Raw genomic sequence first — 16674 nt, 5'->3', positions numbered from 1 at the left:
ATATTAAGGATTCGCCATGCAAAGAACCCTGAGACTGTTTTCCGCCACCCTGCTGGCCGGGCTGGTCGCATTCACTGCGGGCTGCGGCAGCGATAATAACCGCCCCGCGGGCACACTGATCTCCATCTCCGCACAGGGGGAAGCGAGCCAGGCACCGGACACCGCCAACCTGTCCACCGGGGTCGTTACCGAAGCTGAAAGCAGCAAGGAGGCCATGCGGGCCAACGCAGAACAGATGGACAAACTGATGAAGGCGATTGAGAAAGCCGGCATTGATGCCAAGGATGTTCAGACCAGCGGTATCAGCCTGAACCCGCGCTACGATTACCAGCCCAACCGGGAGCGCAATATCGTGGGCTATCAGGCGCGCAACACCGTGAGCATCACCGTGCGCAAGCTGGACGAGCTGAGCAAGGTGATTGATGCACTGACATCCGAAGGCGCAAACCAATTGCACGGCCCCAGTTTCTCCATTGCGGAACCGGAGCCGCTGTTGGCCGAGGCGCGCGAAAAAGCGCTGGAGCAGGCCCAGGCGCGCGCAGAGTCCTACGCAAAATCACTGGGCACCAAGGTTCGCAGAATCGTGAGCATTTCCGAAGGCAGCCATGGCGGCATACCGCGGCCGATGATGCGGGCAGAGATGGCGGCGGCCAAAGACAGTGCCAGCACGCCGATTGCTCCGGGAGAAAGCAGCGTTTCCGTCCACATGGAGCTGGTGTTCGAGCTGGAAAACTGATTCCTCCTAACTACTTACTCCCAGCTACAGGCTCATCAACAAAAATCCCGGCAACTGCCGGGATTTTTGTTTGTGGAAACGGTTATTCGGGCTGCTTGTAGACCACCCCACCCTTCATCACAAATCGCACCCGCTCAAGGGTCGTAATGTCTTCCAGCGGATTACCAATCACCGCGACCATATCGGCGTGCTTGCCGGGTGCGATACTCCCCAGCTCATCCTGCGCATTGAGCAGCTGCGCCGCATTCCAAGTCGCCGAGCGGATGGCATCCGCAGGACGCATTCCGCCCTGCACCATCAGCGCAAATTCTTTTGCATTATCGCCATGGCGACTGACACCGGTGTCGGTGCCGAACGCGATCTTCACCCCCTTTTTGTGGGCGCGCTGGAACGTATCTTGGATCAGCGGGCCTATCTGTGCCGCCTTGGTGCGCACCATTTCCGGGAAAAAGCCCTCTACCGCCGATTTCCGAGTAACCCAGTCACCCGCTAGCAGCGTCGGCACATACCAGGTTCCGTGGTCGACCATCATCGCCATGGTTTCATCATCCATATAAGTACCATGCTCGATAGAGTCGACACCCGCGCGGATGGCCCTTTCCATTCCTTCTTTACCGTGCGCGTGCACCGCGACGGTAAAACCGTAATCCTTTGCGGTCGCCATGATGGCGCTTAGCTCATCTTCCATAAACTGCGGATTCTGACCGCTCTTCGCCACGCTCAAAACACCGCCGGTCGCGGTGATCTTGATCAGGTCGGCACCATCTTTGTAGCGCTGACGCACCGCTTCCCGGGCACTGGCCTCGCCGTTCACCACACCCTCTGCCGGGCCCGGGCTGCCCATCAGGTCGTGACGGTGGCCATTGGTGGGATCGGCGTGCCCGCCGGTGGTCGCTATCGACTTGCCCGCAGTAAACACGCGGGGACCGGCGATATCACCACGATTAATGGCATTACGCAGGCTGATGGTGACGTTACCGCTATCCCCAAGATCCCGTACGGTGGTGAACCCGGCCATCAATGTACGCTCTGCGGTGTTGACCGCACGCAGTGTGTAATCTGCGGGATTCCACGTGAATGCCTCAGAGTAAGTGCGCGGCCCAAACTCATAGGACAGGTGGGTATGCATATCCATCAAGCCGGGCAGGACGCTGAATGCGCGAAGGTCAATCACCCGCTCCCCTTCGCGCTGGGTAAAGCCGCGCTCAACCGACTCTACCTTGCCATCCACAATATGCACCGTGCGCTTCTGCAGCAGGCGTCCCTTTTCGCTGTCAAACAACCAGCCCGCCTGCACCGCAACATTTTCGGCCTGGGCGAGCACGGCAAAGACATACAGGGCCAGGCCCAGCAGGTTGCGGCAGGCACGCTTTCGGTCCCGGAGCAATTTTTGGAGTGTGATCATGATATATCCAGTTTGTTATGACTGAGGCTGTGCAGGCCCCTGATTTTATGTATGGCTGACGATATCTGTGGGCAGCTAAAAGAGTAGCGCTGCGCCAAAACGCTCCAATTTACCGTATTCGGGGGCTATAAAAAAAGCCCGGTCCGCGATAGGCAGCTCAAAACGCCTATCCCGGACCAGGCTTGTGCCAGATGAAAACTTCTGGTTATTGCTTAGACGGCAGCACCTCCACCGGACCAATATCCAAAGCCTCTATCTCCTTCTGAATCTTGCTCAGGTCGCCCACCACTATCCAGGTGAACTGCTCAGGGGCGAGAAATTCTTTTGCGGCCGCCTCAACCTGTTCCTTGGTCAAAGCACTGACGCGCTGCGGATACTCAGCGATATACTCGGGCGGCAGCCCCTTCTCCAGTTGCCAGGCAATACTGGACAGCAGCTGCACTTTGGTCTGGAAACGCGCACTCTGCTTCAGCACTTCGTCATCCTGGTAGTCCTGGAGTTCGCTGTCTTTAATCGGCCGCTTGCCGAGATACTCGTTGAACTCTTTCAGCAGCTCACGCATTGCCGGTGCAGTTTTGTCGGTCTGCACCGGAGCAAAAACAATATAGGGACGCTGCGCTTCCGAATCCATGGATACCGCGCGTGCGCCGTAGGACCAGTGCTTGTCTTCGCGCAGGTTCATATTGATACGCGAGGTAAACTTGCCAGCGATAGCAGAAGCCATCGCATCAAAAGCCTCGGCACCTTCCGGCTTCCATGGCGGCATCACCAACCCCGCCATGATGTAACTCTGCTGTGCGCCTGGGCGATCCAACAGGAAAATACGCGCTTTCTCGGGACGCGCCACCGTGGGGATATCCAGTTCCGGCAGCGGTTCATCCGGTGCACGCCAGCCGCCCAGGGTATCGTTAAGCAGCTTTTGGATTTCCTTTTTGGTCACGTCCCCGACCACGGTCAACTGTGCATTGTCCGGGCGCAGCCAGGTCTTGTGAAAATTGATCAGGTCATCACGCGTGATCGACTGGATGGCTTCGGGTGTGCCGGAACCGGTCAACGGTGCGCCGTAGGGGTGATCCTTGCCGAACAGCAGGGGGGGCAACTTGCGCATGGCCAGCCCCTGGGGCTGCGCCTCTTCCTGGCGGATAGAGTCCAGCCAGTTGGATTTCACCCGCGCCAGATCCTCTTCTTCAAACCGCGGGTTGGAAATCACATCCCGGAACAGCTCCAGGGATGGCTTCAGCTGGTTCTTAAGCGCACTGAAACTCAGGGTGTTGTAATCGAGCCCACTACCAGCAGCGATGCTCGCACCCAGTTCCTCCTGGCGGGCACTGAATGCAAGGCTGTCGTAGTCCCCCGCCCCCTCACTCAACATCCGCGCGACCACCGATGCCAACCCAGGCTGGTCGCCGTCCGCCGAGGCCCCACTGCGGTACTGCAGGCTCATGAATACCGCCGGGGTATCGTGACGCTCGGCCAAGACTACCTTCAGGCCGTTATCCAGGGTGAACGCCTGTTGCTCCGGCAGATCCAGCTCGACGGTTTTATCCACCGCAGGCGGCGCACTGCGATCAACATCCTCGCCAGTCACCGCATACTTATCCTTTGGCAGGATGATCATGGTGAAGTGTTCCGACTTCAGCCACTTGTGCGCCACATCCTGCACCTCATCGGCGGACACTTTCGCATAGTCGTTGAGGCCGTCGATCAACGCACCCGGGTCGCCGTAGTAAAACTCTGATCGCGCGAGAATGTCCGTCTTGCCACCGAAGCCACCGATTTTCTCCAGCCCCTTCACCAAACTGGCAAACTCGCTCTGTTTGATACGGCGCAGTTCCTCGACACTGACGCCGGAACGGGCGAACTCCCGCAACTCCTGGTCCAGCAGCTGTTCCACTTTTTCTACCGACTGCCCAGGCTTTACATCCACCATCACAATGACCTGCCCGGCAAGCTGACGTCCGTAGTAAAACGCACTCACACTGGTCGCCACCTGCTCATCCCTCACCAGGCGCCGATACAGCAGAGAGTTTTTGCGATTGGCCAAAAGTGATGTCAGTAAATCCAGGGCGTTCTCTTCCTCGCTGCCGACAGCTGGCACGCTCCAGACTTTGTAGATACGCGCCTGCGGCACCTGGTCTGTGGTCACCAGCCGCTTGTTGACCTGGACGGGTAGCTCCCACCCCTTCAACTCGGTGGGCACCGAAGTGCTCGGAATATCGCCAAAGTATTCCCGCGCCTTTTTCATAGCCTCATCGACGGAAATATCCCCGGCAATAACCAGAATCGCATTCGCCGGCTGGTAGTAGTCGCTAAACCACTGCTTGACGTCTTCCAGACTGGCTTGGTCAAGGTCTTCCATCGAGCCGATGGTCGTCCACGAGTAGGGATGATCGGAGGGAAAGGTATTGCCAGCAATCAATTCAAATGCCTGACCGTAAGGGGCATTTTCTCCCTGCCGTTTTTCGTTTTTTACCACCCCACGCTGCTCATCCAGTTTCTCCTGACTGATGGCACCCTTGAAGTGGCCCATACGGTCGGATTCCATCCACAGCGCCATATCCAGTGCACCGACGGGCACGGTTTCGAAGTAATTGGTGCGATCGTTGTTGGTAGTGCCATTCATGTCTGTGGCACCGGAACGCTGGAAGGGCTCGAAGTATTCGCCCGGATAATTTTCCGAGCCATTGAACATCAAGTGCTCAAACAGGTGGGCAAATCCGGTTTTGCCGCGGGTCTCATCTTTGGAGCCCACCTTGTACCAGATATTGATAGCGACGACGGGCGCCTTACGATCCTCGTGCACGATCACGGTAAGGCCGTTTTTGAGTTTTTCCTTGTGAAATGGCAGCTCAATTTTTGGCGCCGGGACATACGCCTCATTGCCACTGGCGGCAGCCTTGCTGCTGGCAGCGGCTTCCCTGTCGACTGTCAGAGCCTTGTGTACATTTTCGGATCTCTGCGACGAATCCTGATCCCGGTCACACCCGACCAGCCCCCCTGCTGCGCCCCCGAACATCAACATGATGACCAGGCCGGCAGGCCTCCAGGCAGTTCGCATATCCATCGTCATTTATCCTGTGTCGCCTAACCGGATTATTGGCCCCATACAATGCAGCAAAGTGTAGGCAAAAAAAACGGGCGCCGTGGCGCCCGAAAATTACTTCACAGAGAGACGATGACTTCGTCAGAGGAAAACTAAACGATCAGAAAACGAACCGATCAAATATATGGAAGCTAAACAGCTCCTTTGGGCGGGCAGCCTTCTCAGGCCGCCGCAGAATCAGAATTATTCAGCGCGTCTTTGTGGCCGAAACGCTCTTCAGCGATACGGTCCGCGACATGGGCGGTGGTTTCACCAGTCTCGTCCGCGCGCTGGAAAACTTCCTGCATGGTGGTGCCAATGGTTTCGATATGGGCTTTCACCTGCTCGGCGTTGTATTCGCCCTGCTCCTGGCCCAGCTGCTGGTAGTACACATCAATAATGCCGCCGGCGTTGATCACATAGTCCGGCGCATACAGGATACCTTTGTCTTTCAGCACCTGCGCGTGGCGCGCCTCGGCCAACTGGTTGTTGGAAGCACCGGCGATGGCACCCACCTTCAGGCGGTCAATGGTGTTGTCGTTGAGGATGGCGCCCAGCGCACAGGGGGCAAACAGATCCACATCCAGGTCGAAAATTTCTTCCGCGCCTACCGCCGTCGCGCCCAGCTCACTTACTGCGCGATCCACGTTGTCCTGGAAGATATCGGTTACGAATAACTCGGCACCGGCTTCCTTCAGCAGTTTGCCCAGACGGAAGCCCACATTGCCCACGCCCTGAATGGAAACCCTCAGGCCATTGAGGTCGGTGCGGCCCCAGCGGTGCGCAACGGCCGCCTGCAGGCCAACAAATACGCCATAAGCGGTGGAGGGAGATGGGTCACCGCCGTGCTCCTGGCCAGAAATCACGCCGGATACAAACTTGCTGCGCTCGGCAATGACTTTCATATCCGCAACACTGGTGCCGGAGTCTTCTGCGGTGATATAGCGGCCGCCCAGGGTGTTCAGGAAGTCGCCCATGGCACGCAGCAGCTCAGGAGTCTTCTGCTTGCGGGGGTCGCCGATAATGACGGATTTGCCACCGCCGAGCTTGAGGCCGGCCATGGCAGATTTGTAGGTCATACCACGGGAGAGGCGCAGTACGTCGTTGAGCGCTTCTGAGTCATCCGCGTAAGGCCACATACGGCAGCCACCCAGTGCAGGTCCCAGGTTGGTGTTGTGCACCGCGATAATCGCCTTCAAGCCGCTTTTGGCGTCGTGATAGAAGGCCACTTCTTCGTGGTTATCGTAGGCGGGATGGGAAAAAACACTCATAACAATCCTCTCCGGAGGCCGGTTTTACGGCGGCGCCAGACTTGGCTGACTTTGTCAGCTCTGTCCGCAACCGTGCTTTATTGTAGGCCCCTAAGAATAAAGGGACTTACGACTTAGGGACATTGCATTCTTTGCAGCATTAGACCAAAAACCACACCTTACATCCCATAATATCCAAATATTTAGGATGGACAATTCCCCAAAAACCGAATCGGCGCATTGGTCACTTTTTGTGCGACCGCAGCTGCTACAACAGGTCGGCGCCAACCCGAACAGGGTGTTTCCGCTTCACCCGGACTCCCGCTGGCCTGTCACCGTCCGTCTGGTAGAATCCGCGCCCTAACAGACCTCCCTCGAGTTACAGAGAACCTTCCATGCTCAATGCCGACGCCCTCAAACAGCTGAACCAGCTGAAGACCGATATCCGTTCTACTAAGGAATTCGCCGAAGGGCGCGTACGTGGCAGCAGTGGCAAATTCGGATTTGTGGTGCTGGACGACGGGCGCGAAGTGTTCCTTCCGCCCGCGGAAATGGAGCGCGTGTTCCCCGGCGACCGGGTACGCGTAAGCCTGACGGAAGAAGAGAAAGGCAAACTCTCCGCGGAGCTGGATCAGCTGATCGAATCGGACCTGAAATACCTGGTGGGCCAGTACGTCCAGCGCGGCCAGGGGCACTTTATCCAGCCCAGCGAGCACGGCCTGTCCCGCTGGATCTTCCTGCCTCCGCGTGCACGTGGCAAGGCACAGCCCGGCGAGTTCATCGCCTGCAGCGTGACCCGCCACCCCTTCAAGGACGGCAAATCCCAGGCGAAGGTAGAAAGCGTCATCGGCAAGCCGGACATGGCCGGCATCGAACACGCCTTTATAGTGGCCCAGTACCGACTGCCGAATCAGTTCGGCAAGGCTGCACTGGAACAGGCGGAAGCCATTCCCGCTCAATTGGAGGCACTCTGTGCCGAGCGTAATGACCTGACCCAGTTGGGCTTTGTGACCATCGATGCGGAAACCACCCGGGATATGGATGACGCACTGGCGGTTACCGAGTCTGAAAGCGGTTGGACCCTGCATATCGCCGTGGCCGACCCCTCCAGCCTTATCGAAGCCGGCTCAGCACTCGACAAGGAAGCCCAGGCCCGGGCCAACAGTGTTTACCTGGCCGGTGAAACCCTGCCCATGCTGCCTGCGAATCTTTGTGAAAACAGCTTCTCGCTGATCGCCGGGGCACTGCGTCCGGTACTGGTGATGCATATCAATGTAGGTAGTGACGGCGCCCTGAAGGGTTTTGAATACGAGTTCGCCGCTATCCGCTCCCAGCACAAACTCAGCTACACCCAGGTTGCACAATTTATCGAAGGCGATGACAGCGCCGTGCCTGCCGACCAGCACGACAGCCTGCGCCGCCTGGATGCCCTGAGCAAAGCGCGTGCCGAATACCGCGCGGGCCACTCTCTGGTGATGGAAGACCGTCCGGACTACGATCTGATCCTTAACGAGCAGCGCAAGATCGAGCGTATCGAAAAGCAGCAGCGCACCCCGGCACAGCGCATGGTGGAAGAAGCCATGCTTGCGGCCAACATCAGCGCCGGTAAAAAGCTCGCCGAACTCGGTGGAGGCTGTTTCTCCGTTCACCTCGGCTTCCGCGACGAGCGCATGGCGGAAATCCGGACTCTGTTGAAAGAGGCACTGCCCGAATACGCGGAACAGGACCTGCACCAACTGGACGTTTACCTGAAGCTGGTCAAAGAACTGGAAGCCCACACCGATGCAGAGATGCACAATGTCCTGGCGGTGCTAAAGCGCATGTTGCGCCCCGGCGAATTGAGTACCAAAGCCGCTCCGCACCTGGGACTCGGTCTCGACCACTACGCCACCGTCACCTCCCCGATCCGCAAGTTCAACGACCTGCACAACCACCGGGTGCTGCGTGCCGCACTGCAGGGTGAAGCGGTTCCAGTCCTGGACGATGAGCAAGGTGAGGCTATGCAGCAGAATGTCGGCACCGGCCGTCAGGCAGACCGCGCACTGCAACAATGGCTGTTCTGTCAGTTCCTGGAAGACAAGACCGGCGAAACCTTTACCGGCACCATCACTTTGGTAAACGGTGCGGGTATCGGGGTACGCCTGGATGACTTCGGCATCAACGGTTTCGTGCGCTTCAACAGTAAGAAGAACCCGTTTGAATTTGATGGCAAGCGCCTGCGTATTACCCGCGGTGAAGAAAACTTCCAGCTGGATCAGCAGGTAACCGTGAAAATCGCCGCGGTCGATACCGACAAGCGCCGTATCGCGTTTGAGCTAATTACCGAAGCACCAACCACCGAAGCACATGCTGCCGAAGCGCCTTCCGCCGAGTAATAAGCAACACGCGCCCTCACTCCTTTTCCAAAGACTAAACTTCCAGCCGCGGGCCAAAAGCCCGCGGCCGCCACCGGCCTCCAACACACGGCCCAGCAACAAGGAAAATCCATGTCGACCATTGCAGAACTGAACCCGGCACCACTGTGGAAGCACTTCGCAAAGTTGTGTGAAATCCCGCGCCCGTCAAAACACGAGGACCAGGTGGTAGCCTACATCGTCGACTTCGCCAAGAACCGAGGTCTCGACGTCAAGCTGGATCAGATCGGCAATATCATTCTCAAAAAGCCCGCAACGGCTGGTATGGAGGATCGCAAGATTCTGGCCATGCAAAGCCATGTGGACATGGTGCCGCAGAAAAATGCCGACACCGACCACGATTTTCTGACCGACTCCATCAAGCCATACGTGGATGGCGAATGGATAACAGCGGAAGGTACTACCCTGGGTGCCGACAACGGCATCGGTGTCGCCGCCATCCTGGCACTGTTCGAATCCACCGATATTCCGCACCCAGCTTTGGAAGCGCTGCTCACCATCGACGAAGAAGCGGGCATGACCGGAGCCAAAAATCTGCAACCGGGCCACTTTGAAGCAGACCTGCTTCTGAACCTGGATACAGAAGACGAGGGCGAACTGTATGTGGGCTGTGCCGGCGGCGTCGACGTAAACGTTGCCCTGCCCTACACCGCAGAACCGGTTCCCGCCGGACACAAGGCGTTCAAATTGAGCGTGCGCGGCCTGCGCGGCGGCCACTCAGGCCTGGATATCGACAAGGGGCGTGGCAATGCCAACAAGATTGCCAACCGGGTGATCGACGTCGCACAGACAGAAATTCCTGAACTGCGCATTGCCAGTCTCGACGGTGGCAGCCTGCGCAACGCCATTCCGCGGGAATCGTTCAGCACAATTACCGTGCCCGCAGAAGAGTCCGCGCGGCTCCAGGAAATTGCTCTGCAGACTATTACAGTCATCAAGGCAGAGCTCGACAATGAAGCCAAGCTGGATATCACTCTCGAGGAATGCGACGCGCCAGACAGCGTTCTGGATAAAGAATCCCAGCGCAAACTGGTTCTTGCCCTGCGCGCTTGCCCGAACGGTGTGGAACGCATGAGTACCGCACTGGAGGGTATTGCGGACACCTCCAACAACCTCGCCCGTGTGGTGACCGAAGCCACCGAAAGCGGCAATAGCCAGGTGCGCATTCAGTGCCTGGTGCGCAGCCTCTCCGACAGCGCCCGCGACCAGCACGGTCTGAACGTCGCCGCCGCCTTCGCACTCGCTGGGGCGGACACCTCTCTGGACAATGCCTACCCCGGCTGGACGCCCAATATGCAGTCGCCACTGCTGGCACTGATGAAAGACGTATACAAGGATATGGAAGGCAAAGAGCCGGAAGTGAAAGTCATCCACGCAGGCCTGGAGTGCGGACTGCTCGCCAAGCCCTACCCCAACTGGGACATGGTCTCCTTCGGCCCCACCATCCGCCGTGCGCACTCCCCGGAGGAGCGGGTACATATCGAAAGCGTGGGCAATTTTTGGGATTACTTCCTGAAGGTCGTGGCTGCGATTCCCCAGCAGTAATTCGCTTCCCCCTTAACTGTCTATTACCAAGCCCGGCCTCAGCGCCGGGCTTTTGTATTATTCTCCCAATCAAGACAGAATGGCGGCAACATAACCTACCGGCAGAGCCATGACCCCCGCAATCAATCAAGCGAAAAAGACCGGGATTCACTATCGAATTCACGAGTACAGCCACGATCCCTCAGCGGAATCCTACGGTCTGGAGGCCGCAGAGAAGTTAAAGCTGGACCCTGCACGGGTATTCAAGACTCTGGTAGTCCGACTCGACAACAGGCAGCTCGCGGTGGCTATCATTCCGGTGGAACCCCAGCTCAACATGAAGCGTGTTGCCAGCGCAGCGAGGGCAAAAAAGGCCGAGATGGCCGACAAAAAGGATGTGGAACGGTCTTCGGGATATGTCCTGGGCGGGGTCAGTCCGCTGGGGCAAAAAAAGCTGTTGCCCACTTTTCTACACAATTCTGCAAGCGGATTGGAAACGCTGTTCGTCAGCGCCGGCCGTCGTGGCCTGGAAATTGAACTTTCTCCCAATGATCTGCTCTCACTGACCAAGGGAATAATGGCCGAACTTTGTCAGTAATGGCCAGTAACCAAAAGGATGCCTATGCCCAAGTTTGAATGGCTGCTGTTCGACCTCGACGGAACCCTGAGTGATCCCGCCGATGGCTTTGTGAACTCCATGAACCATGCGTTGGTCGCGCACGATTACGAGCCTCGCCCGGCAGCAGAACTCACCCCACATATAGGCCCGCCTCTGGAAGTGACTCTGGGCCAGCTCACCGATTCGAAAGACAGTGCGCACATCCGCGCCCTGGTGGACAAATACCGGGAGTACTACGGGGAAACTGGCTATGCGGAAAACAGGCTTTATCCCGGCATTGCCGACACCCTCGCAAGCCTCCGTAATATCAAAGGAATCCGCCTTGGGGTATGCACCTCCAAGCGCGCCGATTTCGCGGAGCGTATCCTCGAGCGCTTCGAGCTGCTCCACTATTTCGAATTTGTCAGCGGTGGCGATGTGGGAATCGCCAAGTGGCAACAATTACAAGGTTTGCTGGAGAGCAATAGAATATCGTCGCAAGCACTGATGATCGGAGACCGGCATTTCGACCTGTCCGCCGCCGCAAAAAACAACCTGCCCAGTGCTGGCGTGTTGTGGGGGTACGGCTCCAGGGAAGAACTGGATGAACATTCCCCGACCTACCTGTTTTCGCAGCCGACGGAAATCCTGAATATTTTTGGGGCAAGGTGACCCGCACATAGACACTCGCCTCAGTTTTCAAAGAAAAATCAATAAGCGGAAACTTTCATGAAAAAGATCATACCCCTACTCTCATTGAGCCTGTTGTCCGGCTGCGGCACCTTTACCACGTTGACCAACTCCGATGCGGAGATCGCCAGCAACCTTAAAAAACAGAATTCCGGCTGTGTCAGCGTGCCGAGAGTGTACAGCGGTGTTGCCTACAATATGTGCAAACTCAATTCCAATGGGAACTCCGTGTACTTCCTCCCAATGGTCGGTATCTATCTGATGGACAGTGTGTTTTCAGCAGCAACAGACACCGTCGCATTGCCCTACACCGTATATGCGCAAAGTCAGGAAGGCAGCCTGGACCTGTAGAATTTTCAAACAATTAATGCGCGGCCGCGTGAAACTGATCCCGGACCATCAGTCCCGACTTTGACTGGTTCCCTCAGTACATACATCGCATAATGCGCGGCCAAATTTTCAACCCGACGATTGGCCTGCTGTATGTGGTTTAAAAACCTTCGCGTCTACCGCCTCACCCGAGAATTCACTCTCTCTGCTGAAAAACTGAACGAACTCCTGGAGCCGGACACTTTTGTTCCCTGCGGCAGCCAGGATATGGCGCGCTATGGCTGGGTACCCCCGCTGGGGCGCCACGGCAGCGAGCTGGTACACGCCGCCAACGGTTACCTGATGGTATGCGCCAAGAAGCAGGAAAAGGTCATCCCTGCCGCGGTGGTCAACGAAAAGGTCGAGGAAATGGCTCTCGCCATCGCCGAGAAGGAAGCCCGCAGCGTGGGTCGCAAGGAGCGGCAAAACCTGAAAGATGAGGTGCTGCTGGAAATGCGCCCCAAGGCTTTCGCCCGCTCGCGCCTGCAGTTTGCCTATATTGACCCCAAAGACGGCTGGATTGTGGTCAACGCCTCATCCGCCAAGGCGGCGGAGGAACTGCTGGAAAATCTGCGCGAAGCAATCAGCAGTCTCTCGGTAGTACCGCTGGCGGCAAAGAATATTCCCCAACAGTCCATGACCCACTGGCTGACCGCCCCGGAAGCCCCGGCCAATTTCGAGTTCGGCCACGAGTGTGAACTGCGCGACCCGCAGGAGTCCGGCAGTGTGATCCGATGCAAGAATCAGGATCTGTGTGCAGAAGAGATTCACAACCACCTGCTGGCGGGTATGCAGGTACACAAACTCGGGCTGGTATGGCGCGATGGCGTGGAGCTAATGGTGGACGACCAGCTGTCTATCAAGCGCCTGAAATTCAGCGATGAGGTGACCGAGAAAGCCGACAATGTCGATGCCGATAACGCCGCCCAGCGCTTTGATATCGAATTTTCGGTCATGACCCTGGAGATTTCCGCCTTGCTCAAAGACCTGCTGGCGGCCTTCGGCGGACTCAACATGGATACTGCCAGTGTCGATGAGATCGTCGCCCGCGCTTCCCGCGCCGACAGCGAGCAGCAGCTGGCATCGGAAGTGGCAGAAGTAGAATAAGACCGGAATAGACAACCCCAAGCCCGATTTGACCCGCGGGTTCCAGCCATGTTTTTACGCCATCCCGAAACTAAGCTGGTGTCGGTAATCACTACCGACGTTTCGGGGTTGGCTTATGAAACACTGGAAACCCTTTACTGCCTCTGCGCTACTGGCGCTGTCCGTGGCCGGCTCTCTCGCGGTCTCAGTCACGATCACGGGTTGCACCGGCCCGGCAACAGATAGCGCTGCAGCAACCACACTCAGCCAGTACCGGACCTTCGGCTTCGCACCGGTTACCGGCAGCAATGGCCGCGCGGTGTCACTGGCGCAGAATGAAGTTTCCCAACAGCTGATGTCCCGAGGCCTGATGCCAAGCAGCAACCCCGACCTGCTCGTGAACGTGCAGGTACGCGCAAATCCCGCGGCTTTTCAAATGCCGGCAAGGGCCCCTCACGCCCGCGTCAGTCAGTCCTCTACGGAAGGACACCTGTTTATTGACCTTGTGGATGCGCGACAGAAGAGTCTGGTGTGGCAAGGCTACGTAAACACACCAATCACCCGCCAGATGCTGAACAATCCGGAACGAACCATGGACCGCGCGGTGATTGAGGCATTTCGCAGTTTCCCAATGCGTGCGCGGTAATCCGCAGCATCGCTCCGCCAAGAAATCAGGGCAAAAAAATGGCCGCAAACTGCGGCCATTTTTTCAGATTTTTTTCATCGGTCGCCCGGCTTCACTCCAGTGCACATGGAATTTTTGCTGCTCCGGTTTATCGATACGGGAGAAAGTGTGCGCCCCAAAGAAATCCCGCTGCGCCTGCAGCAGATTTGCCGGCAGTGACTCACGACGGAAAGCATCGTAGTAGCTGAGTGCCGACGACAGTGCAGGTACCGGGATACCGCCAATCGTCGCATCGGCCACTGCCCGACGCCAGTTGCCCTGGTGGCTGGCAATCTGCTCGATAAAGAAATCATCCAGTAACAGGTTTGAAAGCTTGGTGTCCCGCTCGTAAGCATCACTAATTGACTGCAGGAACACCGCGCGGATGATACAGCCAGCACGCCAGATACGGGCGATTTCGGCAAAATTCAGCTCCCACCCCTGCTCTCGGGCTGCGAGCTTCATCAGGTCAAAACCCTGCGCGTATACACAGATCTTGGCGCAGTAGAGCGCATCGTGCAGCTGCGCAATAACTTCTTCACGCTTGTCCTCAGGAACCGGCGCCACTTCCGGACCCACCAGCTTTTTCGCGGCGCGGGTGCGCAGTACCTTTCGGGTAGAAAGGGAGCGGGCAAACACGGCTTCGGCAATACTTGGTGTCGGGCACCCGACCTGCAATGCACCCACCGCTGTCCACAGGCCGGTGCCCTTCTGGCCCGCGCGGTCGAGAATCACATCCACCAGCGGCTCACCGGTTTCAGAATCTGTGGTATCCAGTACCTCGGCGCTGATATCGATCAAATAGCTGTTCAGTACACCCTTGTTCCACTCGCGGAACACGTCGGCAATCTCCTGCGGCGTCATTTCCAGCGCGCTGCGCATAACGTCATACACTTCGCAGATCATCTGCATATCGGCGTATTCGATACCGTTATGCACCATCTTCACAAAGTGGCCGGAGCCGATGGGGCCAATGTAGGCGGCGCAGGGCTCTCCCTCTTTTACCGGATTGCCGGGCTCAAATCGCTCGATAGGCTGGCCGCTCGCGGGGTCCACCTTGGCGGCAATGGCATGCCAGACCGGCTCGATCCGCGCCCAGGCGTAACGGTCACCGCTTGGCATCAATGACGGCCCGAAACGCGCCCCCACCTCACCACCGGAAACCGCGGTGGTGAAGAAAATCAACTTGCCCTCGTAGCGCTTGCAGCGCTCGACAGAGTCCGTCCAAAGACTGTTGCCGGTATCGACCACTATGTCGTCTGCCTGCAGGCCTGCGTCCAACAGCTTGTTGCACACGTCATCCACGGGCGCGCCAGCGGGCACGGAAAGAATCACCAGGTGCGGCGCTTTTACCCTTGCCAGCAATTCGGTGTAGGAATTGCACACTTCCACTCGCGGTGGTTGATCGCCACGTTCTTTGGCGTCCTGCGCCAACAGAGCGTCCAAGCGACCGTGGTCCAGGTCAAAGGCGCACACGCGGTATCCGTTGTCGACGAGGTTGAGAATCAGGTTTTTCCCCATGACACCCGCGCCAATAAAACCGATATCGCAAAGTGCATCTGACATGGAATCTGACATTAAAGTCTCCAGAAAATTAGTACAGCTTGAAGCGCGCGGAGTATATCAATCCGGCGGCCCCGCCGGGAGGCGGAATGCCCTGTATTTCTCACACTGCCGCCAGAGTTTACAATCCGGGTTTCACGATCAACCCCTCGGACCTGCTCTATGGCCGCCCAGCAAGCTACACATCACAAATTTTCCGCTCCCTGGGGACGCCAGCTTGTGCTGATTACCGCCCTTTGCGGCGTCATTCTGTTCGGCATCAGCGGAGTCCTTTTAGCGAGGGCACCCGAACACCCGCCACTGACCTACCAGATCGGGATCTGGCTGCCTCCCGCCCTGTTCCTGCTGTGCGCGCTGTTCTCTGTGCGCGGCTATGCGCTGGAAAAAAATGGCCTTGTCGTTTTCCGGCCGGGCTGGCGTACTCGGCTGCCGCTGACGGATGTCCAGTCTGTGCTCCACCAACCGGATGCAACCCAGGGCTCAATCCGGATATTCGGCAATGGCGGCCTGTTCGGATTCATTGGACTCTTCCGAAACCAGAAGCTTGGCCGTTACCGGGCGTTCGCCACAGACTTCTCACACACCGTCGTCATCCGCATGCCGGCAAAGACTCTGGTGGTGACCCCTGACGACCCAAGGGGATTTGTGGAGCAAGTTACCAGGACCTGCCGTCCCGCAGGCGCCGAGAAAGCGTCAGCTCAGGGATAACCCCCCCTTCCCACGGGCTTGCCCTGTACTGTCGTGGCGCTGAACTACACTCAGTTTTACTGTAGACCTTTTTCCGCGCAACGCTGTTTATTCGGGGCACACTATTCGTCGCAACCCATGGGAGGGCAGATGAGACACATCACTATTGGGAACCTGCTGGGCTGTACTATTTTCGCCTTGATGAGCGCCCTCGCCTGGGGCGATGAATCCCGCACCGAAACCCTGCGGTTCGCCAAGGGCGCGACGGGTACCGCGGTGACCAGTAGTATCACCGGCTACAACACGGTCAATTACAAGGTGACCGCCAAGGCTGGCCAGCATATGAAGGTGAAGCTCTCCACGAGCCATTCCGCCACCTATTTCAATGTGTACGCGCCAGGTAGCGGGCCCGGCGACGCGGCGATCTTTATCGGCTCCACCAGCGGAAGCCAATTCGCCACCACCTTGCCGGACAGCGGTACCTACACGATTCAGGTCTATATGATGCGCAGTGCTGCGCGGCGCAACGAGTCGGCCAATTTCAAGCTCAGTGTCGATATCGACAACGATTAAAGCGGTTACAATCGGGGCTTTGCTTTAGACAAG

General features: G+C 57.6%; 14 protein-coding genes. 10 read left to right on the top strand and 4 right to left on the bottom strand.

The window, feature by feature from the left end:
* Window positions 1-16: 16 nt before the first annotated feature.
* On the top strand, window positions 17-736 hold the full coding sequence (locus LC059_RS04545) for an SIMPL domain-containing protein (protein WP_226702629.1): 720 nt from the start codon (window positions 17-19) through the stop codon (window positions 734-736).
* Between the two features lie 82 nt (window positions 737-818).
* Here the strand turns inward: LC059_RS04545 and LC059_RS04540 are convergent, their stop codons facing one another.
* The 3 genes from LC059_RS04540 to LC059_RS04530 all read right to left on the bottom strand — a co-directional run bounded on the left by LC059_RS04540 (window position 819) and on the right by LC059_RS04530 (window position 6494).
* Window positions 819-2141, bottom strand: coding sequence for a metal-dependent hydrolase family protein (locus LC059_RS04540; protein ID WP_226702628.1), 1323 nt, complete (start codon window positions 2139-2141; stop codon window positions 819-821).
* A 205-nt stretch (window positions 2142-2346) separates the two neighbouring features.
* On the bottom strand, window positions 2347-5205 hold the full coding sequence (locus tag LC059_RS04535; RefSeq protein ID WP_226702627.1) for a M16 family metallopeptidase: 2859 nt from the start codon (window positions 5203-5205) through the stop codon (window positions 2347-2349).
* A gap of 200 nt (window positions 5206-5405) precedes the next feature.
* Window positions 5406-6494 carry a Glu/Leu/Phe/Val dehydrogenase dimerization domain-containing protein gene (locus tag LC059_RS04530; RefSeq protein WP_226702626.1) on the bottom strand — a complete coding sequence of 363 codons (1089 nt, stop codon included), beginning with the start codon at window positions 6492-6494 and terminating at the stop codon, window positions 5406-5408.
* Window positions 6495-6868: 374 nt separating this feature from the next.
* Here LC059_RS04530 and LC059_RS04525 point away from each other — a divergent pair, with 374 nt between their 5' ends.
* The 7 genes from LC059_RS04525 (at window position 6869) to LC059_RS04495 (ending at window position 13800) form a co-directional block, all read left to right on the top strand.
* Window positions 6869-8848 carry a VacB/RNase II family 3'-5' exoribonuclease gene (locus tag LC059_RS04525; RefSeq protein ID WP_226702625.1) on the top strand — a complete coding sequence of 660 codons (1980 nt, stop codon included), beginning with the start codon at window positions 6869-6871 and terminating at the stop codon, window positions 8846-8848.
* Window positions 8849-8959: 111 nt separating this feature from the next.
* The gene (locus LC059_RS04520; protein WP_226702624.1) at window positions 8960-10432 is read left to right on the top strand and encodes an aminoacyl-histidine dipeptidase; all 1473 of its coding nucleotides are present in this window, start codon (window positions 8960-8962) and stop codon (window positions 10430-10432) included.
* Window positions 10433-10541: 109 nt separating this feature from the next.
* Entirely contained in the window at window positions 10542-11009 is a 468-nt protein-coding gene (ybaK, locus tag LC059_RS04515) for a Cys-tRNA(Pro) deacylase (protein WP_226702623.1), read from the top strand.
* 24 nt (window positions 11010-11033) lie between these two features.
* On the top strand, window positions 11034-11681 hold the full coding sequence (locus tag LC059_RS04510) for an HAD hydrolase-like protein (RefSeq protein ID WP_226702622.1): 648 nt from the start codon (window positions 11034-11036) through the stop codon (window positions 11679-11681).
* Window positions 11682-11738: 57 nt separating this feature from the next.
* Entirely contained in the window at window positions 11739-12050 is a 312-nt protein-coding gene (locus LC059_RS04505; protein ID WP_226702621.1) for a YceK/YidQ family lipoprotein, read from the top strand.
* 132 nt (window positions 12051-12182) lie between these two features.
* The gene (rdgC, locus tag LC059_RS04500; RefSeq protein ID WP_226702620.1) at window positions 12183-13175 is read left to right on the top strand and encodes a recombination-associated protein RdgC; all 993 of its coding nucleotides are present in this window, start codon (window positions 12183-12185) and stop codon (window positions 13173-13175) included.
* A 115-nt stretch (window positions 13176-13290) separates the two neighbouring features.
* Window positions 13291-13800, top strand: coding sequence for a DUF4136 domain-containing protein (locus LC059_RS04495; RefSeq protein ID WP_226702619.1), 510 nt, complete (start codon window positions 13291-13293; stop codon window positions 13798-13800).
* A 63-nt stretch (window positions 13801-13863) separates the two neighbouring features.
* Here the strand turns inward: LC059_RS04495 and gndA are convergent, their stop codons facing one another.
* The gene (gene gndA / locus LC059_RS04490) at window positions 13864-15396 is read right to left on the bottom strand and encodes an NADP-dependent phosphogluconate dehydrogenase (protein WP_226702618.1); all 1533 of its coding nucleotides are present in this window, start codon (window positions 15394-15396) and stop codon (window positions 13864-13866) included.
* Window positions 15397-15543: 147 nt separating this feature from the next.
* Between gndA and LC059_RS04485 the strand changes: the two genes are divergently transcribed.
* Together LC059_RS04485 and LC059_RS04480 are read left to right on the top strand one after the other, a co-directional pair.
* The gene (locus LC059_RS04485) at window positions 15544-16089 is read left to right on the top strand and encodes a PH domain-containing protein (protein WP_226702617.1); all 546 of its coding nucleotides are present in this window, start codon (window positions 15544-15546) and stop codon (window positions 16087-16089) included.
* 129 nt (window positions 16090-16218) lie between these two features.
* Complete coding sequence (locus LC059_RS04480) at window positions 16219-16641, top strand: hypothetical protein (RefSeq protein WP_226702616.1); 423 nt, start codon at window positions 16219-16221, stop codon at window positions 16639-16641.
* The last annotated feature ends 33 nt before the right edge of the window (window positions 16642-16674 follow it).

This window comes from Microbulbifer elongatus (assembly GCF_020524885.1).
GTDB classification, from domain to species: Bacteria; Pseudomonadota; Gammaproteobacteria; order Pseudomonadales; family Cellvibrionaceae; genus Microbulbifer; species Microbulbifer elongatus_A.
This window is presented reverse-complemented; position numbering and strand designations above follow the sequence as displayed.